This window comes from Enterobacter sp. P82 (genome assembly GCF_037053385.1).
Classification (GTDB): domain Bacteria; phylum Pseudomonadota; class Gammaproteobacteria; order Enterobacterales; family Enterobacteriaceae; genus Enterobacter.
This window is the reverse complement of the sequence record NZ_JBALHX010000001.1, coordinates 167,918-187,214: the sequence shown is the minus strand read 5'-3', so window position 1 is coordinate 187,214 and position 19,297 is coordinate 167,918. Positions and strand designations below refer to the sequence as shown.

The following is a 19,297-nucleotide window of genomic DNA, read 5'->3' as shown; positions in this document are numbered from 1 at the left end:
CCTTGAGAATTAAGATCGCGATATCACGGATCGCATGACCTTAGTCTTATATCTGGAGCCTGCGGCTTACCTCCAATACACTTTTTCAGCACCATCAATACTGATTGTGTATCAATGCAACTCCCTGCCAGATATGGCAGTTTTGCTCAAGCTAATCCCGTCGGTGCCGATACCTCTGTTGTATAACGCGAGGAAATACGATGACGACCATTCAGGCTTCAACCCAAATGATTCAAACCAGCAGCGGTGGGAAAGGTGCTTCTGGCGGTAGCGACATCTCTTCCCAGATCAGCAGTATTATTGACAAGATCAAAAAGCTGACTCAGCAGTTAAAAGAGCTGGCAAACAGCACTGGCAGCGCAGATGAGAAGAAGAAGCAGCAGGAACTAATTCAGACCCAGATCAAAGTGCTGCAGGCCCAGCTTGCCGCGCTGCAGCGCCAGCAGGCCGAAGAGGCTCAGAAGAAACAGGATCAAAAGCTGGGCAAAGTGGAAGGAGTGAATAGCCCGTCAGATAATCATCAGATTGATATCTACATCTAATCTTCTGATGCGTTAAACAGTGGGTCGCGTATGCGGGCCTCGGTTAATCGTTGCGCCTGGATACGCACCACTTCCCAGATGGCCTGTGCCGCCCCCGAGAGTGAACGATTTTTTCGCCGCACCAGCATCAGCTTTCGCTCGACAACAGGCACCAATCGCTTCACGGACAGCCGACTTCCCTGTGGCAGGGGAAGTGCCAGGGCGGGCAACACGCTGATACCAATGCCAGCTTCCACCATAGGAAACAGCGTCGCCGGGTGACCAATCTCCTGCACGATCGTTGCCTTTACTCCCTGAGTCGCCAGCGCTGAATCAATCAGCGGACGGCTGCCCGAGGCATAATCCTGCAATACCAGGTTCGCTCCCTGAAGAGACTGCCAGCTGACTACCGGTAATACTGCCAGCGGATCGTCGTCCCGGCAGAGCAGCAAAAAGGGTTCTGAAAGTACGCTTTCACACGCCAGATCGCTCACCTGACCGGGATCGATCACAATCCCAAAATCCACATCCCCCTGTCGGATGCTTTCCAGCACCCACTGTTGCGGTCTGTCATGTAAAACAAAATCAATATCCGGGTAGCGGTGGTTTCCCTCGGCAATACACTGCGGGATAAGGTGGGCAGAGATTGTCTGGCTGGCAGCAACCCGCACCGTACCCGAAAGTTGCTGCCCCAACCGCCCAACATCCCTGAGCGTACTGTTCAATTCATCAAGTAACCGCTCGAGGCGCAAGGCCAACTGCTGCCCGGCTTCAGTCAACACAACTTCGCGCGTGGTACGGTCAAGTAACCGCACGCCCGTTTGACTCTCCAGCTCTTTCACACTGTGACTCACCGCCGACTGGCTCAGGCCAATCATCTCCCCTGCGCGGCTGAAGCTGCGGGCGTTTGCCACGGTGACGAAAATGCGAAGCTGACGTAAGGAATAATTCATCTGTTTAATTCATAAATGGATGCAATAAATCAATTTTATTTCTCAAATGAAAAAAAGCACAATAGCGACATCTGTTTTCAGGAGTCATTATGAAACTATTTCGTATTGTTGATCCGTTTACGCTTACTCTGGTTGCTACCGTTTTACTGGCCTCGTTCTTCCCTGCCCGCGGGGGATTTGTTCCGTTTTTTGAGGGGCTAACGACGGCCGCCATCGCACTGCTGTTCTTTATGCACGGCGCAAAACTCTCCCGCGAGGCCATTATCGCTGGCGGTAGCCACTGGCGATTGCACCTCTGGGTGATGTGCAGCACGTTCATTCTGTTCCCAATACTCGGCGTGCTGTTTGCGTGGTGGGCTCCGGTTAACGTCGACCCGGCTCTCTACACCGGTTTCCTGTATCTGTGCATTCTGCCAGCCACCGTGCAGTCTGCCATTGCCTTTACCTCGCTGGCAGGTGGCAACGTTGCGGCTGCGGTCTGTTCGGCGTCGGCATCCAGCCTGTTAGGGATTTTCGTCTCCCCCTTGCTGGTGGGTTTACTCATGAACATGCACGGCGCGGAAGGTAACCTCGAGCAGGTGGGTAAAATCTGTCTGCAGCTGCTGCTGCCATTTGTCCTGGGGCATCTCTCGCGTCCGTGGACGGGCGCATTTGTGGCAAAGCACAAAAAATGGATCTCAAAAACCGATCAGTCGTCGATACTGCTGGTGGTCTATTCCGCTTTCAGTGAAGCGGTGGTAAATGGGATCTGGCATAAAGTGGGCGCAGGCTCGCTGCTGTTTATCGTAGTGGTCAGCCTCGTCCTGCTGGCGATTGTAATTGCGGTTAACGTCTTTGTGGCACGCAAGTGCGGCTTCAATAAAGCAGATGAAATTACGATTGTGTTCTGCGGGTCGAAAAAGAGCCTGGCGAACGGTATCCCGATGGCCAACATTCTCTTCCCGACCTCAGTAATTGGGATGATGGTGCTGCCGCTGATGATTTTCCATCAGATCCAGCTGATGGTCTGCGCGGTGCTGGCGCGTCGTTACAAACGCCAGACTGAAAAACTGGCGCAGGAAGAGACCCGCGCCGCGAAAGCTTAAGGGCGTTTCAGGGGCTGAACCAGCTGGGTCAGCCCCTCAGTTTTGATCAGTAACGTGATAGCCATCAACTCACCCAGTCGCCCTGCCGGGAATTCATCCTTACGGGCAAACCACAGCAGATACTCTTCCGGTAAATCGATCAGCCTGCGGCCTTTATATTTACCGAACGGCATCTCGGTGTTGGCGATCTCAACGAGCTGCTCTTTCTCCACGTTATTCTCCCAGCAGACGCATCATTTCCGCTTCGTCGATCACCGCAATGCCGAGCTCCTGGGCTTTCGCCAGCTTCGAACCCGCCGCCTCTCCGGCAATCACCCAATCGGTTTTCTTCGACACGCTGCCCGCCACTTTGGCCCCCAGCGCCACCAGACGCGCTTTCGCATCGTCACGTGAAAGCTGGCTCAGGCTGCCGGTCAGCACCACCGTTTTACCGGCGAACGGACTGTCTATCTCTTCGGCATTAACCACCACCGGTGCGGGCCATTTGATACCCTCTTCCAGCAGCTTGCTGATGACTTCACGATTGCTCTCTTCAGCAAAGAAGTTAAAGACGTGCGTGGCGACAACAATCCCGACGTCCGGGACTTTCTGCAACTCGTCGATGCTCGCTTTTTCCAGCGCATCCAGCGTACCAAAGTACGCCGCCAGCCCTGCTGCCGTCGCTTCGCCGACTTCGCGAATACCTAGCGCGTAGAGGAAGCGTGCGAAGGTCGTCTCTTTAGCGGCTTCCAGAGCATTAACGACATTCTGCGCTGACTTAGGCCCCATGCGATCAAGCCCCGTCAGTTTACCCGCAGTCAGTTTGAAAAGATCTGCTGGCGTATGGACGTACTCTTTCTCAACCAGCTGATCGATAATCTTGTCGCCCATACCATCAACGTCCATCGCCCGACGGGAGACGAAGTGTTTCAGAGATTCTTTACGCTGCGCACCACAGATTAAGCCACCCGTACAGCGCGCCACCGCTTCACCTTCAACACGTTCAACGTCCGAGCCGCATACCGGGCAATGAGTCGGGAAAATAATCTCGCGCGTATCATCAGGACGTTCTGACTCAACAACGTTAACCACCTGCGGGATAACATCACCCGCGCGGCGAATGACCACTTTGTCGCCAATACGCAGACCCAGACGCTCAATTTCATCGGCGTTATGCAACGTGGCATTACTCACCAGCACACCCGCCACCTGCACCGGCTCCAGACGAGCAACCGGAGTAATGGCACCGGTGCGACCGACCTGGAACTCCACATCGCGGACAAAGGTCATCTGCTCCTGAGCAGGGAATTTAAACGCCACCGCCCAGCGCGGAGCTCGCGCAACAAAGCCTAACTGCTCCTGAAGCGCTAACGAGTTAACCTTAATAACGACGCCATCAATATCAAAGCCGAGCGTTGGACGGTCCTCTTCCACCTTGTGGTAAAAGGCCAGTACCGCTTCCGGGGAGTCGCAAAGCTGAACACGGTTGCTCACCGGCAGGCCCCACGCTTTAAACTGCAGCAGACGTCCGAGGTGCGTATCCGGTAGCTCGCCCCCCTCCAGAATCCCTACGCCGTAGCAGAAGAAAGTAAGCGGTCGCTTCGCGGTGATGCGTGGATCAAGCTGGCGCAGAGAGCCTGCCGCCGCATTACGCGGGTTAGCAAACACTTTCCCACCAGTGCGGCGCGCTTCGTCGTTGATTTTCTCGAAGCCCGCCTGGGGCAGGAACACTTCACCGCGCACTTCCAGTCGCGCAGGAATGTTCTCACCCTGCAGTTTCAGCGGGATCGCGCGGATAGTGCGCACGTTGGTGGTGATGTCTTCACCCGTCGTACCGTCGCCACGTGTCGCAGCACGCACCAGCACGCCGTTTTCGTAAAGAAGGCTGACCGCAAGGCCATCCAGCTTCAGCTCACAGCACCAGGTAAGGGTATCGCTGCTTTTCAGGCGATCCTGCACACGCTTATTAAATGCGAGGAAACTCTCTTCATCGAAGACGTTGTCCAGCGACAGCATAGGTACTTCATGACGCACCTGGCTGAAAGCCCCCAGCGGCTCAGCGCCGACGCGTTGGGTGGGTGAATCAGGTGTGATGAGTTCCGGATGCTGCGCCTCTAATTCGCGGAGTTCGCGCATCAGGCGGTCGTACTCCGCATCCGGTAATTCCGGCGCGTCCATAACATGATAGAGATATTCATGATGGCGAAGCGTGGTTCGCAGTTCAGTGAGTTGTTGTTCGATTGAGTCCATATCGCACCATCAATGAGAAAAAACCCCCGACATGCGGGGGTTGAGGAGGAGTCGAAGTAAACGCGACGATTACGCGTTGGCTTCCTTAACTTCGCGGATGCGGTCCTGATACTCGCGCAGCTTCTGCGGGGTCATCATTCGACGTTGATCGTCGAGCACCACACCACCCACTTCATCAGCGATGTGCTGAGCGGATTGCAGCATCAGCTTAAAGTTCTGCAGTTCGTCACCATAGGACGGCACCTGCATAAAGATTGTGACACCCGGCGTCACGAAATCACCGGTCATTTCCGGGTCAAAGGTGCCAGGGTTGACCATATTGGCCAGGCTGAACAGCGCCGGACCGCTACCGTCAGGGCTCAGGTGGCGATGGAAAATATTCATGTCGCCAAACTTGAAACCTGCCTGTTGAATACTGTTAAGCAGCACGTCACCGTTGAGATGGCTGCCGTGATGTGCGGCAACGTTCATGATGATCACCGCTTCTTTGCGCTGCGGTTTTTCAACAACCGGTTCTGGCTCAACGACGGGCTCTGGCTCCACATGCGGGGCCGGAGCGGGCTGCGGCGCAGGCTGCACATGCACAGGCTGCTGCGGTTGTTGTACCGGTTGCACTGGCTGTTGCACAGGTTGCTGTTGAACCGGCTGAGGTGCAGCAGGCTGCTGATGGACAGGCTGTTGCGGCGGCTGGCGCACCGGCTCTTCCACAGGCTGAGGCGCTGGCTGGCGCGGCTGTGCGGAAGCATACGGCGGTTGATACTGGTGCTGCGCAGTACGGGTCGCTTCATGCTCCCCATGAGCCGCGCCGGGGGCAGTATTGACCCGATGAACACGAACTTCACCCACGCCGTCGTCGTCGCTGCCGTCGATGTCATCTTCACTGTCATCGTCGTCACGACTGGACTTCATGCGCTTCAGTGGGCGATCGCGAAACATCGAGGAACGCTCTTTACGGCTGGTCCAGAAACCATGTACCAGTAAAGCGATTATGGCGATCGCGCCAACAATGATTAATATCAGACGCAAATCCTGCATCATTATATTCTCTGTTGTTCTAACACCTTGCCACCACGGCAAACATTTACTCACTAAGAGTATTTGCCGTTTACGTCAAGTGCAAGTGTGTGCAGAGCATTCACAGCATAAAGATGAAGGAAATCGTGCTTTTTGCTGGTTTTTCGAACATTTCCTAACTGGTCATTGGTCCGTAAGTGGATAATATAGGCGGGCAATTCCACTGGTTGTGAAAAAAGGAGTACAGCCTGGTTATGGTTTCAACATCTTCTTCCCCCCCTCGCAGCGGCGTCTGGTATTTTTCTCAGGGCTGGAAACTGGTCTCATTGCCGGGTATTCGACGCTTCGTCATCCTGCCTCTGTTGATCAACATTATTCTGATGGGCGGTGCGTTCTGGTGGCTGTTCACAAAGCTGGAAAGCTGGATCCCCTCGCTAATGAGCCATGTTCCTGAGTGGCTGCAGTGGCTGAATTACCTGCTCTGGCCGGTTGTGGTCATCTCCGTGCTGTTGGTATTCGGTTACTTCTTCTCTACGATCGCGAACTGGATAGCCGCGCCCTTTAACGGCCTGCTGGCGGAACAGCTGGAAGCACGGCTTACCGGCGCAACACCGCCGGACACGGGCGTGCTGGGGATCATGAAAGATATTCCACGCATCATGAAGCGCGAGTGGCAGAAATTTGCCTGGTACCTTCCCCGTGCGGTTGTGCTGCTTATCCTCTATTTCGTGCCCGGCATCGGTCAAACAGTGGCTCCGGTGTTGTGGTTCCTGTTTAGCGCCTGGATGCTGGCGATCCAGTACTGCGACTATCCGTTCGATAACCACAAAGTACCGTTTAAAGCGATGCGCACGGCCCTGCGCACCCAGAAGGTTGCCAATATGCAATTTGGCGCACTGACCAGCCTGTTCACGATGATTCCGTTCCTGAATCTTTTTATCATGCCCGTTGCGGTGTGTGGCGCGACGGCAATGTGGGTTGACTGCTACCGTGCTAAGCACGCGTTATGGAAGTAATGCAAAAATGTGTAAACAAGGGGTGGCTTATGCCGCCCCTTATTCCATACTGATCCCCATTATTTCCTTGCAGTATATAGATATGCGAATTCCTTACTTCCCCCTACCTGCTCAACAGGTATGCTGGGACGGTATCCCAATTTCATACAGTTAAGGACAGGCCATGAGTAAGATTTATGAAGACAACTCGCTGACTATCGGTCATACGCCCCTGGTTCGACTGAACCGTATCGGTAATGGACGCATTCTGGCGAAGGTCGAATCACGTAACCCGAGCTTCAGCGTAAAATGCCGTATTGGTGCAAACATGATTTGGGATGCTGAAAAACGTGGCGTACTGAAACCAGGCGTTGAGCTGGTGGAACCAACCAGCGGCAACACCGGTATTGCCCTGGCCTATGTTGCTGCCGCGCGCGGCTACAAACTGACGCTGACCATGCCAGAAACCATGAGTATCGAACGTCGCAAGCTGCTCAAAGCGCTGGGGGCAAACCTGGTACTGACTGAAGGCGCGAAAGGCATGAAAGGCGCCATTCAGAAAGCCGAAGAGATTGTTGCCAGCGATCCAGCGAAATATCTGCTGCTGCAGCAGTTTAGCAACCCGGCAAACCCGGAAATTCATGAAAAAACCACCGGCCCGGAAATCTGGGAAGATACCGACGGTCAGGTTGACGTGTTTATCTCCGGCGTAGGTACCGGCGGTACGCTGACTGGTGTGTCACGCTATATTAAAGGCACGAAAGGTAAAAAAGATCTGATTACTGTTGCCGTTGAACCAACCGACTCACCGGTTATCACACAGGCACTGGCGGGTGAAGAGCTCAAGCCAGGCCCACATAAAATTCAGGGCATTGGTGCCGGCTTCATTCCGGGTAACCTGGACCTGAAGCTGATCGATAAAGTGGTCACTATCACTAACGAAGAAGCCATCTCCACCGCGCGTCGTCTGATGGATGAAGAAGGCATTCTGGCGGGTATCTCTTCCGGTGCGGCTGTTGCGGCAGCGCTCAAACTTCAGGAAGACGAAGCCTTTACCAATAAGAATATTGTGGTTATCCTTCCATCCTCGGGTGAGCGTTACTTAAGCACTGCACTGTTTGCCGATCTCTTCACTGAGAAAGAACTGCAACAGTGATGCCAGCATGTTAAAAACGCGTAAAAAAGCACCTTTTCGGGTGCTTTTTTGTGGCCTGCTTCAAAGTTTTACCCCTCCTGGCATTGATTCACCCCGTTGGGTCTGGTATTTAAACCAGCAATTATTTTGATGCGTGAAATTAATCAGTGAATGAAATAGCCTTGCTGAATCGATTTTATGATTTGGTTCAAGTCTTGCTTTCGCTGCATAATGTTTAATGACGATCGAAACGTCAGCGCTAACAATACAGGCTAAAGTTCAGTCGCCAGGCTAGACTTTAGTTCCACAACACTAAACCTATAAGTTGGGGAAATACAATGTTCCAGCAAGAAGTTACCATTACCGCTCCGAACGGTCTGCACACCCGCCCTGCTGCTCAGTTTGTTAAAGAAGCGAAAGGCTTCACTTCTGAAATCACTGTGACTTCCAACGGCAAAAGCGCTAGCGCAAAAAGCCTGTTCAAACTGCAGACTCTGGGCCTGACTCAGGGCACTGTTGTCACCATCTCTGCAGAAGGTGAAGACGAGCAGAAAGCAGTTGAGCATCTGGTAAAACTGATGGCTGAGCTCGAGTAAGTTTCCGGGTTCTTTTAAATATCAGTCACAAGTAAGGTAGGGTTATGATTTCAGGCATTTTAGCATCCCCGGGTATCGCTTTCGGCAAAGCACTGCTGCTGAAAGAAGACGAGATCGTCATTGACCGGAAAAAAATTTCTGCCGACAAGGTTGATCAGGAAGTTGAACGTTTTCTGAGCGGTCGTGCCAAGGCATCTGCGCAACTGGAAGCAATCAAAACTAAAGCTGGCGAAACTTTCGGTGAAGAAAAAGAAGCCATCTTCGAAGGGCACATCATGCTGCTCGAAGATGAGGAGCTGGAGCAGGAAATCATAGCCCTGATTAAAGATAAAGGCATGACAGCCGACGCGGCTGCACATGAAGTTATCGAAGGTCAGGCGACTGCCCTGGAAGAACTGGATGACGAATACCTGAAAGAGCGTGCGGCTGACGTACGTGACATCGGTAAGCGCCTGCTGCGCAACATCCTGGGTCTGGCCATCATCGATCTGAGCGCGATTCAGGATGAAGTTATTCTGGTTGCTGCCGACCTGACCCCGTCAGAAACCGCTCAGTTGAACCTGAAAAAGGTCCTCGGTTTCATCACCGATGCAGGCGGCCGTACTTCCCACACCTCAATCATGGCGCGTTCTCTGGAACTGCCAGCCATCGTGGGCACCGGTAGCGTCACCTCTCAGGTGAAAAACGGCGACTATCTGATTCTGGATGCCGTAAACAATCTGGTTTACGTCAACCCAACGAATGAAGAGATCGAAAAACTGCGCGCGGTTCAGGAGCAAGTTGCGACTGAAAAAGCGGAACTCGCTAAGCTGAAAGACCTGCCAGCAATCACCCTGGACGGTCATCAGGTAGAAGTGTGCGCAAACATCGGTACCGTACGTGACGTTGATGGCGCTGAGCGCAACGGTGCGGAAGGTGTCGGTCTCTATCGTACAGAATTCCTGTTCATGGACCGTGACGCGCTGCCTACTGAAGAAGAGCAGTTTGCTGCATACAAAGCCGTGGCTGAAGCCTGTGGCTCTCAGGCGGTTATCGTCCGTACCATGGACATCGGTGGCGACAAAGAGCTGCCGTACATGAACTTCCCGAAAGAAGAGAACCCGTTCCTGGGCTGGCGTGCAGTACGTATCGCGATGGATCGTAAAGAGATCCTGCGCGATCAGGTTCGTGCCATCCTGCGTGCGTCTGCTTTCGGTAAACTGCGCATCATGTTCCCTATGATCATCTCTGTTGAAGAAGTGCGTGCACTGAAGAAAGAGATCGAAATCTACAAACAGGAACTGCGTGACGAAGGTAAAGCATTTGACGAGTCAATCGAGATCGGCGTGATGGTGGAAACACCGGCTGCGGCGACAATTGCGCGTCATTTAGCCAAAGAAGTTGATTTCTTTAGTATCGGTACCAATGATTTAACGCAGTACACCCTGGCAGTTGACCGTGGTAATGATATGATTTCACATCTCTACCAGCCAATGTCACCGTCCGTACTGACGCTTATTAAGCAAGTTATTGATGCTTCTCATGCAGAAGGTAAATGGACTGGCATGTGTGGTGAGCTTGCAGGCGACGAACGTGCTACACTTCTGTTGCTGGGTATGGGTCTGGACGAATTCTCTATGAGCGCCATTTCCATCCCGCGCATTAAGAAGATTATCCGTAACACGAACTTCGAAGATGCGAAGGTGTTAGCAGAGCAGGCTCTTGCTCAACCGACAACGGACGAGTTAATGACGCTGGTTAACAAGTTCATTGAAGAAAAAACAATCTGCTAATCCACGAGATGCGGCCCAATTTACTGCTTAGGAGAAGATCATGGGTTTGTTCGATAAACTGAAATCTCTGGTTTCTGATGATAAGAAAGACTCCGGAACTATTGAGATTGTTGCTCCGCTCTCCGGCGAGATCGTCAACATCGAAGACGTGCCGGATGTAGTGTTTGCTGAGAAAATCGTTGGTGATGGCATTGCTATCAAACCAACTGGCAACAAAATGGTTGCTCCAGTTGACGGCACCATCGGTAAAATTTTTGAAACCAACCATGCGTTCTCTATCGAATCTGATAGCGGTATCGAACTGTTCGTTCACTTCGGTATCGACACCGTTGAACTGAAAGGCGAAGGCTTCAAACGTATCGCGGAAGAAGGCCAGCGTGTTAAAGTTGGCGACCCAGTGATTGAATTCGATCTGCCACTGCTGGAAGAAAAAGCCAAGTCTACCCTGACTCCGGTTGTTATCTCCAACATGGACGAAATCAAAGAACTGATCAAACTGTCTGGCAGCGTCACCGTGGGTGAAACCCCGGTTATCCGCATCAAGAAGTAATTTTTGCCGCACAGAAAAATGGCGCCTTCGGGCGCCATTTTTGTTTATGCGGGCAGGATAAGCTCGTCGTAACCTTTCGACTGCGTGTAAATCATCACATCCGTCACCCGATCGCCGGCCATGCGAATGGCATCGGCAACGGTTTTACCCTCAACAATCCCGCTTACCAGCTCTGAACAAAACAGATCACCCGTCCCTTTCAGGTCCGTTTCAACACGCGGGTGTGCGCTGACGGTCACGCCTTCATTCGTCACCAACACCACGTGAATGTTTTGCGGGTCGTCAGCGACCGGCGCACTGGTGATCGCCACCCATTTCAGGCTGTTGGAGAGCAATCCCTGTGCCGCCGCGATGGCGCTTTCTGGCGTACGGCACGGCTTGCCGCTTAACACTTCCAGCTCATAGACGTTTGGTGTGATCCCCTGCGCCAGCGGCAGCAGGTGCTCCCGATACGCTTGCGGGATCTCGGGCTTCACGTACATCCCGCTGTCGATATCGCCTATGACCGGGTCGACCAGCACCAGCAGGTCCGGGTGCCGTACTTTGATGACCCTGAGCCATTGTCCGAGCAATTTAATCTGGCTGGCGCTACCCATATAGCCAGTAGTCACCGCCTTCAGCTCACGAAGGATGTCGCGCTCTTCCAGCGCTTTCAGATAACCGCTGAACCACTCATCCGGGATCACGCCGCCGTAGAAGGTGTCATAGTGCGGCGTGTTGCTAAACAACACCGTCGGTACGGCGGTGACGCTCAGCTGATGGGTACGAATGTTCGGTACCGCAATGCTGTTCCCCACGCTGCCGTACACCACCTGCGACTGCACCGCGACAATATCGGTTTGTTGCGCCCGGGTGTTATCCCGGAAAAGAATCATCTCCATGATGCTTAAATCCCTGCCCCCTGCGAATAACTCTCTTCACCAAAGACACCGGTAGACAGATAACGATCGCCGCGATCGCAGATTATTGCCACGACCACTGCACCCGGGTTTGCCTTTGCAACCCGAATTGCACCCGCTACCGCGCCGCCCGAACTGACGCCACAGAAGATACCTTCGCGCACGGCCAGTTCGCGCATGGTATTTTCCGCCTCGCGCTGATGAATATCCAGCACCTGGTCCACAAGCTGCGCATTAAAGATACCGGGCATGTATTCCGCAGGCCAGCGGCGAATGCCCGGAATGCTGCTCCCCTCTTCCGGCTGCAGACCAACGATAGTGACGGCTTTTTCCTGCTCTCGCAGAAAACGCGATACGCCGGTAATGGTGCCCGTGGTGCCCATGCTGGAGACAAAATGGGTGATACGCCCGTCGGTTTGCTGCCAGATTTCCGGGCCGGTGGTGGTGTAGTGCGCGTACGGGTTATCCGGATTATTGAACTGATCGAGCAATTTGCCCTCGCCACGCTCGGCCATCTCCAGCGCCAGATCGCGTGCCCCTTCCATTCCCTGCTCTTTGGTCACCAGAATCAGTTCGGCGCCATAGGCACGCATAGCCGCGCGGCGCTCCTGACTCATGTTGTCCGGCATCAGCAGCTTCATGCGGTAGCCTTTCAGCGCCGCAATCATTGCCAGCGCAATCCCCGTGTTACCGCTGGTCGCCTCAATCAGCACGTCACCTGGCTTAATTTCTCCGCGTTTTTCGGCCTGGACAATCATCGACAGCGCCGCACGATCTTTCACCGATCCCGCCGGGTTATTGCCTTCGAGTTTGACCCAGATTTCGCTGCCGTTAGCCGGCCCCATGCGCTGAAGCTTGACCAGAGGGGTATTGCCGATGGTGTGTTCGAGTGTATTCACGTTTTTTACTCAATAAAAAAGCCGGGTGGCGCTTCGCTTACCCGGCCTACAAGACACAGTGATAACTGTAGGCCCGGTCAGCACAGCGCCACCGGGCGATAAACATTCTACTAACCTATCAGGCTGACTCCGCCAGAGCAATATCCTCGCGCGTCTCAATGCGTTCCTTCCCGTGATAAATACGCGCATGTTGCAGACCGACAAACAGGCGTTCTCCCCGGTGCGGCGGCACGTCATCGCGCATGACCACGGTCAGCGGCTCGGTATACCAGCCCAGCGGTTGTACCACCAGTTGTGTGTAGTGCCCTTTAGGGCTCGCTTCCAGCACCTGCACCGGCAGCGGTGAATCCAGGCTGGTGCGACGGCTGACGTCCACTTCCCACGGGCGCAGGAACAGATCGACAGGTCCCTGATGCGCGGAGGTATAGCCCAGCGGCCAGCGGTGCGCGCCCACGTGGAACTGACCACCGCGAATGGTGCCCTGAAGACGGTTCACCTCGCCCATAAACTCCAGCACAAAACGGGTCGCCGGTTCACGCCAGAGCTGCTCCGGCTCGTCAACCTGCTCAATATTACCCTGGCTCATGACCACCACACGATCCGCGACTTCCATCGCCTCTTCCTGATCGTGGGTAACGAAGACGCTGGTAAATTTCAACTCTTCATGGAGCTGACGCAGCCAGCGACGCAGTTCTTTACGCACCTGCGCATCCAGCGCACCGAACGGCTCATCCAACAGCAGAATTTGCGGCTCAACGGCCAGCGCACGTGCCAGTGCCACACGCTGCTTCTGCCCGCCGGACAGTTGTGCAGGGAAACGGTCCGCCAGATGGGCAAGCTGAACCATTTCCAGCAGTTTGGTCACTTTCGCTTTAATGGTTGCCGCATCCGGGCGCTCGCGACGCGGCAGCACGGTCAGGCCAAATGCGATGTTGTCGAATACGGTCATGTGGCGGAACAACGCGTAGTGCTGGAACACAAAACCTACTTTACGATCGCGGGCATGCAGGCGGCTCACGTCGGTACCGTGGAAGCGGATATGCCCGCTGGTCTGATGCTCAAGCCCGGCAATAATACGCAGCAGTGTCGTTTTACCTGAGCCAGACGGCCCCAGCAGCGCCACCATTTGTCCGGAAGGGATATCCAGCGAGATATCATTCAGCACCTGGGTGCGACCAAAAGACTTCTTAATATTGGCAATCTCAATGCTCATGATTTCCCTCCTGATGCTGACGTTTTTCCTGATTTTCTAAACGCCACTGCACCACACTCTTCAAAAACAGGGTCAAAATAGCCATCAGCGTCAGCAACGCTGCGGCAGTAAACGAACCGATGGTGTTGTAGTCCTGCTGCAGCAGCTCAATCTGTAGCGGCAGCGACAGCGTTTCACCACGAATAGAACCGGAGACGACGGAAACAGCGCCGAACTCACCAATCGCGCGGGCGTTGGTCAGCACCACGCCGTAAAGCAGCGCCCAGCGGATATTCGGTAGCGTCACACGACGGAACATCTGCCAGCCTGACGCGCCCAGCAGCACCGCCGCTTCGTCTTCGTTGCTCCCCTGGCTCAACATCACCGGCACCAGTTCACGCACCACAAACGGACAGGTCACGAAGATAGTGACCAGCACCATGCCCGGCCAGGCGAACATGATCTGCAGGTTATGCTCATCCAGCCAGCCGCCCAATGGGCCGTTGGAGCCGTAAAAGAGCAGGTACACCAGACCCGCCACCACCGGCGACACAGCGAAAGGAATGTCCAGCAGGGTCAGCAACAGCTGACGTCCCGGGAAGTTAAAGCGCGTCACCAGCCACGCCAGCAGGGTACCGAACACGAGGTTCACCGGCACGGTGATCAAGGCAATCAGCACGGTCAGCCAGATGGCATGCAGCATATCCGGGTTCGCCAGGTTTTCTAGCGCAGGCATCAGGCCCTTGCTGAACGCCTGAACGAAAATATAAATCGTCGGCACGACGAGAATGAGGGCGGAAACCAGCACCCCCGCCCCAATCAGAAACCATTTACCCCAGTTGATGCGGGGTGCATCGTATCGCTTCAATTGCGTAACTTCCGCCATCAGTGACCTACCACACGTCGACCAAAGCGACTTTGCAGAGTGTTAATCGAGTACAGCAGCAGCAGCGAGGCCGCCAGGATCACCGAGGCAATAGCGCTCGCCGCCGGATAATCAAACTCCTGCAAACGGATGAAAATCATCAGCGAGGTGACTTCTGTTTTCCAGGCGATGTTTCCGGCGATAAAAATCACCGCGCCGAACTCACCGAGGCTGCGGGTAAAGGACAGCGCGACACCCGCCATCAGCGCCGGAGACAGCTCCGGCAGAACCACCTTGCGGAAGCTCTGCCAGCGCGTGGCGCCCAGCGTTTCCGCCGCTTCTTCATATTCAGGGCCTAACTCTTCCAGTACCGGCTGCACGGTACGCACCACAAACGGGATGCTGGTAAAGGCCATCGCCACCGCGATACCGAGCCAGGTGTAGGTCACTTTGATGTCAAATTTCGCCAGCCACTCGCCGTACAGCCCGTTCACGGAGAAGAGCGACGCGAGGGTTAAGCCCGCCACCGCCGTCGGCAGCGCAAACGGTAAATCCATTAACGCGTCGAGCAACGTACGGCCCGGAAAACGGTAGCGGGTTAAGATCCACGCCATCAGCAGGCCAAACACGCCGTTAAAAATGGAGGCGACAAATGCCGACAGCAACGTCACTTTATAGGCCGCTACCACTTGCGGGTTGGTGACCACGTCCCAGTACTGCGCCCAGCTCATCTGAGCAAGCTGCATTACCAGCGCGCTGAGCGGTAACAGCAAAATCAGACAGACGAACAGCAGGCTGGTCCCGAGGCTTAAGGTAAAGCCAGGCAGCACACGTCTGGAGAAAACTGCAAACATTACTTACGCCCCGCCGCCAGCAATTTATCTAACTCACCGCCGCTGGCAAAATGCGTTTTCATCACATCAGGCCAGGAGCCGAAATGGTCCTCCACGCGGAACAATTCGGTCTGCGGGAATTTATCTTTCAGTTTGTTCATCACATCCGGGTTATTCACGCGGTAGTAATAATCGGTAATGACAGTCTGTGCCTGAGGGCTGTACAGGTAGTTGAGATAGGCTTTTGCCGCTTTCTCGGTACCATTCGCCTGCACGTTTTTATCCACCCACGCCACCGGGAACTCAGCCAGAATGTTGGTTTTCGGGATAACAACTTCAAAACCCTGCGCTTCATATTGCTTACGGATATTGTTCACTTCCGATTCAAAGCTGATCAGCACATCGCCGAGACCGCGTTCTGCGAAGGTCGTGGTCGCCCCGCGACCGCCGGTATCAAACACTTCGACGTTTTTCAGGAACTGGGTCATGAACTGCTCGGTTTTGGCTTTATCGTTACCGTCAGCCTTGTCCGCCGCGCCCCACGCAGCTAAATAGGTATAGCGAGCGTTACCGGAGGTTTTCGGGTTCGGGAAGATCAGCTTCACGTCAGAACGCACCAGGTCGCTCCAGTCGTGAATATTTTTCGGGTTGCCCTTGCGCACCAGGAAGCCCATGGTGGAGTAGAACGGCGAGCTGTTGTTCGGCAAACGGCTCTGCCAGTCCGCCGGGATCAGCTTGCCCTTGTCGTGCAGGATCTGCACGTCAGTGACCTGGTTGTAGGTCACCACATCCGCTTTCAGCCCCTGGAGGATCGCCAGCGCCTGCTTGGACGAACCGGCGTGAGACTGCTTGATGGTCAGCTTATCGCCATTGTTTTCTTTCGCCCACTGCTGTTCAAACGGTGGATTAAGGGCGGCAAACAGCTCGCGTGAGACATCGTATGAGCTGTTAAGCAACTCAGTCGCCTGCGCCTGTGCTACCAGCAGTAAACCTGCCAGCGCCAGAGTTCCTTTTTTCAGTACAGTAACGGCCATTGCGCACCCTTATAAATGTGATGACTATCTTATAGTCATAATATTTATAACGAGGACGAAAGGAGTAACGGTTTTATATACCGTTTGGTGATTTACAAGCAGAAAAGAGAATAAGGGTAAATCCCCTCTCCCTTGGGGGAGAGGGGGAAAGGGAATTACAGCGCCAGCAAACGCTCAACGGACGGCGCGAAGTAATAACCACCAGTCACCGGTTTGGTAAATCGCAGCATGGCGTCGCGCTTACCGTCGGTATCACCAAACATGCTCAGCAGTTGCTGTTCAATGTTGTACAGACGCGCACAGTACGCGCAGAAGTAAAGGCCGTGTGTGCCGCTTGCCGTGCCATACGGCAGGCTCTGGCGAACAATTTTCAGGCCTTTGCCATCTTCTTTGAGGTCAACGCGAGTCAGGTGAGAGGTCGCAGGACGCTCGTCGCCGTCAATCTCTTCGTTGGCTTCTTTGGTACGGCCGATCATCATCTCCTGGTCGTGTACGCTCATGCGGCTAAGCTGCTTGAGGTTGTGCTCCCAACGCTGGACGAACACATAGCTGCCACCCGCGTCCACGCCGTCTTTGATCACCGCGACTTCACGACGCGTCTCTTCACCTGCCGGGTTTTCGGTACCGTCGACAAAGCCACTCAGATCGCGTTCTTCCACCCAGCGGAAGCCGTGAACTTCTTCCTGCACCTCAATGCTGTCGCCAAACGCCGCGACCGCCGCCTGGGCAACCGAGAAATTCACATCGTGACGTAAAGAGAGAATGTGGATCAGCACGTCGTATTGTGTCGCTGGCGCAAGACCTTTACCGTAAGGGATAAAGTCCTTCAGCTCTTCAGCCCCTTCGCCACCGCTCAACTGACGCCAGACGTTGTTGCCAAAGGCGACAACGGCACCGAGGTGAGCATCCGGGAATTTGGCCTGGAAGGTAGTCAGTTTATCGACGAATACTTTACTGGCCGCACGCAGGGCATCCACGTCCCCTTTAACATTGGCTTCAATCCAAATCGCCGCGCGGCAGTGTTCTGGCAAAATGCCACTCTGAACCTGAGACATCGCTCCTCCTGAAATAAAGATGCCACGTCAGCGTGGCATTGATGGCAGCTATTATACCCTGAATTCAGCGAGGCGGTTTGTTCCGGCGCAAATTACTGCTTCCAGAGTATTTTGCTCACTTTCCAGCTCTTCAGCGTGTCGTCAGACGGCATCAATCCTTCCGGACCGCTCCAGGTTCCAGTGAAGACGTAACTGATGTGCTGGCTACCCTCAGCTTTACATTCCACAGCCACGCCATCGTCAGATGAGGCGTTTGCACAGTTGCCGAAGGCCTTTTTATAGAGATCGCTAAACGGTGTACCGACCTTCACCCCACTTGCCGTGGGAATAGCGTCATCCAGCACCGCAATGCGGTTCACCGTGCCTTTATCACCGTTAATTACCAGCGCCAGCTTGTCGCCCTTCAGCGCTTCGTAATAGCGAACAATATTGCCATTCTCCGTTTTCATGCCGCTGCGCAGGCGGTAATCGCTGCTGAGCGCATCCTGAATAGCATTCTGATCCAGCGCCGTTGCGGCGGTAATTTTTCCTACGCCCTGCTCGGTCACTTCCGTTGATGAGCCAAACCAGTTCCACGGATACGCAGCGGACCAGTTAATGGATGAGAGCGTTGAACACCCGGTTAACGCCAGCGGGAGAGCGCATAAAAGTAAACGCTGCGATTTCATTGAAACGTCCTTACTTGTTAAATCAACGCTTGTTGGAGTGCGACATCGGCAAAAAGTGCCGTATTAATCATCCTGATGCGTAAAACAGGCGCGAAGACGCGGGTTGGTCAGCAGCCACAGCAGCGCCACAATATCGGCAACTACCAGCGCAACGCCGATACCCGTAAGCGGTTCACCGTACCACCAGAGTACCGGTTGCCAGCAGAGCAGCACGATCTGGGCAAAGATCAATAGCCAGCGAAGCGCGCGCCACAAACGAGGGAGCGTATGCCGTCGTCCGCTGCACAAAAAAGCCACCACAGCAGGAACACCCGGCAATAAGCCAAGCCAGAACGCATCGTGATCGGGGTAAAACAGGTTTAGCAGCGTGTCGCCCTGCCCGCGCGACGCGCCGGCCATCACAAACAGCACCCAGGTGCGGGCCTGGAGCAGCAGAATGCACCAGAATAAAAAGGGCAGCCTGACGCGACCCTGCGCGTCATAATCTGCCGGATGGATCTCAGTACTCTTCATCTTCGATCAGACGTTTTCCTAAACTCAACACGTCAGAATGCTCATAGCCCAGACGCTCATACATGCCCAGTACGACGTCGTTATCTTCCCGCACCATGATCTGAATTTTCGGGCAACCGCGGGCAATGAGCTTTTTCTCAAGACGATTAAGCAATGCATTGGCAATGCCACGACCACGATATTCCGGGTGAACGCCCAGATAATAGGCCGACCCGCGATGACCGTCGTAACCGCCCATTACCGTCCCCACCACCTCGCCGTTCACTTCCGCGACCAGAAACAGACTGACATCGTGATTCACCTTCCGCTCGATATCCATTTCCGGATCGTTCCACGGACGCAGCAGATCGCAGCGCTCCCAAAGGGTGATCACCTCTTCGAAATCTTCCTGGCGAAAAACGCGTATCTCCATGGTATTAACCGCCTTTTCGGGTTTAAAAACAGTGATTATGGCGTGAACCTCTCGTTTAGCCAATAACCGGGGAAAAT

Annotated in this window: 21 protein-coding genes; 7 read left to right on the top strand and 14 right to left on the bottom strand. The window is 54.3% G+C overall.

Translation table 11 applies throughout. The features are described from left to right. Positions 1 to 200: 200 nt before the first annotated feature. Complete coding sequence (locus WB237_RS00830; RefSeq protein WP_128348006.1) at positions 201 to 542, top strand: FlxA-like family protein; 342 nt, start codon at positions 201 to 203, stop codon at positions 540 to 542. Here WB237_RS00830 and WB237_RS00825 read toward each other — a convergent pair. After that, entirely contained in the window at positions 539 to 1,474 is a 936-nt protein-coding gene (locus tag WB237_RS00825; RefSeq protein ID WP_336209470.1) for a LysR family transcriptional regulator, read from the bottom strand. The genes WB237_RS00830 and WB237_RS00825 overlap by 4 nt on opposite strands. An 89-nt stretch (positions 1,475 to 1,563) precedes the next feature. Between WB237_RS00825 and WB237_RS00820 the strand changes: the two genes are divergently transcribed. After that, complete coding sequence (locus WB237_RS00820) at positions 1,564 to 2,559, top strand: bile acid:sodium symporter family protein (protein WP_028016171.1); 996 nt, start codon at positions 1,564 to 1,566, stop codon at positions 2,557 to 2,559. Here the strand turns inward: WB237_RS00820 and WB237_RS00815 are convergent. The 3 genes from WB237_RS00815 to zipA all read right to left on the bottom strand — a co-directional run bounded on the left by WB237_RS00815 (position 2,556) and on the right by zipA (position 5,826). Further along, entirely contained in the window at positions 2,556 to 2,771 is a 216-nt protein-coding gene (locus WB237_RS00815; RefSeq protein WP_003861328.1) for a DUF3820 family protein, read from the bottom strand. The two genes, WB237_RS00820 and WB237_RS00815, sit on opposite strands and share 4 nt — an antisense overlap. A 1-nt stretch (position 2,772) precedes the next feature. Then, on the bottom strand, positions 2,773 to 4,788 hold the full coding sequence (gene ligA, locus WB237_RS00810) for an NAD-dependent DNA ligase LigA (protein ID WP_336209467.1): 2,016 nt from the start codon (positions 4,786 to 4,788) through the stop codon (positions 2,773 to 2,775). A gap of 69 nt (positions 4,789 to 4,857) precedes the next feature. Further along, a complete protein-coding gene (gene zipA / locus WB237_RS00805; RefSeq protein ID WP_028016169.1) occupies positions 4,858 to 5,826 on the bottom strand; it encodes a cell division protein ZipA in 969 nt (322 codons plus the stop codon). 230 nt (positions 5,827 to 6,056) lie between these two features. Between zipA and cysZ the strand changes: the two genes are divergently transcribed. The 5 genes from cysZ (at position 6,057) to crr (ending at position 10,850) form a co-directional block, all read left to right on the top strand. Next, the gene (gene cysZ, locus WB237_RS00800) at positions 6,057 to 6,818 is read left to right on the top strand and encodes a sulfate transporter CysZ (protein ID WP_028016168.1); all 762 of its coding nucleotides are present in this window, start codon (positions 6,057 to 6,059) and stop codon (positions 6,816 to 6,818) included. 163 nt (positions 6,819 to 6,981) lie between these two features. After that, positions 6,982 to 7,953 (top strand): cysteine synthase A, encoded by a 972-nt coding sequence (cysK, locus tag WB237_RS00795; RefSeq protein ID WP_014884739.1) that lies wholly within the window; start codon positions 6,982 to 6,984, stop codon positions 7,951 to 7,953. A gap of 317 nt (positions 7,954 to 8,270) precedes the next feature. After that, entirely contained in the window at positions 8,271 to 8,528 is a 258-nt protein-coding gene (gene ptsH / locus WB237_RS00790) for a phosphocarrier protein Hpr (RefSeq protein ID WP_000487600.1), read from the top strand. Between the two features lie 44 nt (positions 8,529 to 8,572). Further along, on the top strand, positions 8,573 to 10,300 hold the full coding sequence (ptsI, locus tag WB237_RS00785; RefSeq protein WP_028016167.1) for a phosphoenolpyruvate-protein phosphotransferase PtsI: 1,728 nt from the start codon (positions 8,573 to 8,575) through the stop codon (positions 10,298 to 10,300). A gap of 40 nt (positions 10,301 to 10,340) precedes the next feature. Beyond that, positions 10,341 to 10,850, top strand: coding sequence for a PTS glucose transporter subunit IIA (gene crr, locus WB237_RS00780; RefSeq protein WP_003861316.1), 510 nt, complete (start codon positions 10,341 to 10,343; stop codon positions 10,848 to 10,850). 44 nt (positions 10,851 to 10,894) lie between these two features. Here the strand turns inward: crr and pdxK are convergent, their stop codons facing one another. The 10 genes from pdxK to WB237_RS00730 all read right to left on the bottom strand — a co-directional run bounded on the left by pdxK (position 10,895) and on the right by WB237_RS00730 (position 19,220). Next, positions 10,895 to 11,731 carry a pyridoxine/pyridoxal/pyridoxamine kinase gene (gene pdxK, locus WB237_RS00775; protein ID WP_336209462.1) on the bottom strand — a complete coding sequence of 279 codons (837 nt, stop codon included), beginning with the start codon at positions 11,729 to 11,731 and terminating at the stop codon, positions 10,895 to 10,897. 5 nt (positions 11,732 to 11,736) lie between these two features. Then, positions 11,737 to 12,648, bottom strand: a complete 912-nt coding sequence (cysM, locus tag WB237_RS00770) for a cysteine synthase CysM (protein WP_336209460.1) — start codon at positions 12,646 to 12,648, stop codon at positions 11,737 to 11,739. Positions 12,649 to 12,766: 118 nt separating this feature from the next. Beyond that, positions 12,767 to 13,861 carry a sulfate/thiosulfate ABC transporter ATP-binding protein CysA gene (gene cysA, locus WB237_RS00765; RefSeq protein WP_008501607.1) on the bottom strand — a complete coding sequence of 365 codons (1,095 nt, stop codon included), beginning with the start codon at positions 13,859 to 13,861 and terminating at the stop codon, positions 12,767 to 12,769. Then, positions 13,851 to 14,726, bottom strand: coding sequence for a sulfate/thiosulfate ABC transporter permease CysW (cysW, locus tag WB237_RS00760; RefSeq protein ID WP_028016163.1), 876 nt, complete (start codon positions 14,724 to 14,726; stop codon positions 13,851 to 13,853). The genes cysA and cysW overlap by 11 nt, the downstream gene beginning before the upstream one ends. Further along, on the bottom strand, positions 14,726 to 15,559 hold the full coding sequence (cysT, locus tag WB237_RS00755; RefSeq protein ID WP_336209456.1) for a sulfate/thiosulfate ABC transporter permease CysT: 834 nt from the start codon (positions 15,557 to 15,559) through the stop codon (positions 14,726 to 14,728). The genes cysW and cysT overlap by 1 nt, the downstream gene beginning before the upstream one ends. Further along, entirely contained in the window at positions 15,559 to 16,572 is a 1,014-nt protein-coding gene (locus WB237_RS00750; RefSeq protein WP_028016161.1) for a sulfate ABC transporter substrate-binding protein, read from the bottom strand. The genes cysT and WB237_RS00750 overlap by 1 nt, the downstream gene beginning before the upstream one ends. A gap of 155 nt (positions 16,573 to 16,727) precedes the next feature. Further along, positions 16,728 to 17,627, bottom strand: coding sequence for a Dyp-type peroxidase (locus WB237_RS00745; RefSeq protein WP_336209454.1), 900 nt, complete (start codon positions 17,625 to 17,627; stop codon positions 16,728 to 16,730). 92 nt (positions 17,628 to 17,719) lie between these two features. After that, positions 17,720 to 18,295: an RpoE-regulated lipoprotein gene (locus WB237_RS00740; protein ID WP_336209452.1), complete on the bottom strand. Its 576-nt coding sequence runs from the start codon at positions 18,293 to 18,295 to the stop codon at positions 17,720 to 17,722. A 63-nt stretch (positions 18,296 to 18,358) separates the two neighbouring features. After that, a complete protein-coding gene (locus WB237_RS00735) occupies positions 18,359 to 18,808 on the bottom strand; it encodes a DUF2919 domain-containing protein (RefSeq protein ID WP_336209450.1) in 450 nt (149 codons plus the stop codon). Beyond that, complete coding sequence (locus tag WB237_RS00730; protein ID WP_023308738.1) at positions 18,795 to 19,220, bottom strand: GNAT family acetyltransferase; 426 nt, start codon at positions 19,218 to 19,220, stop codon at positions 18,795 to 18,797. Before WB237_RS00730 ends, WB237_RS00735 begins: the two co-directional genes overlap by 14 nt. Positions 19,221 to 19,297 lie beyond the last annotated feature (77 nt).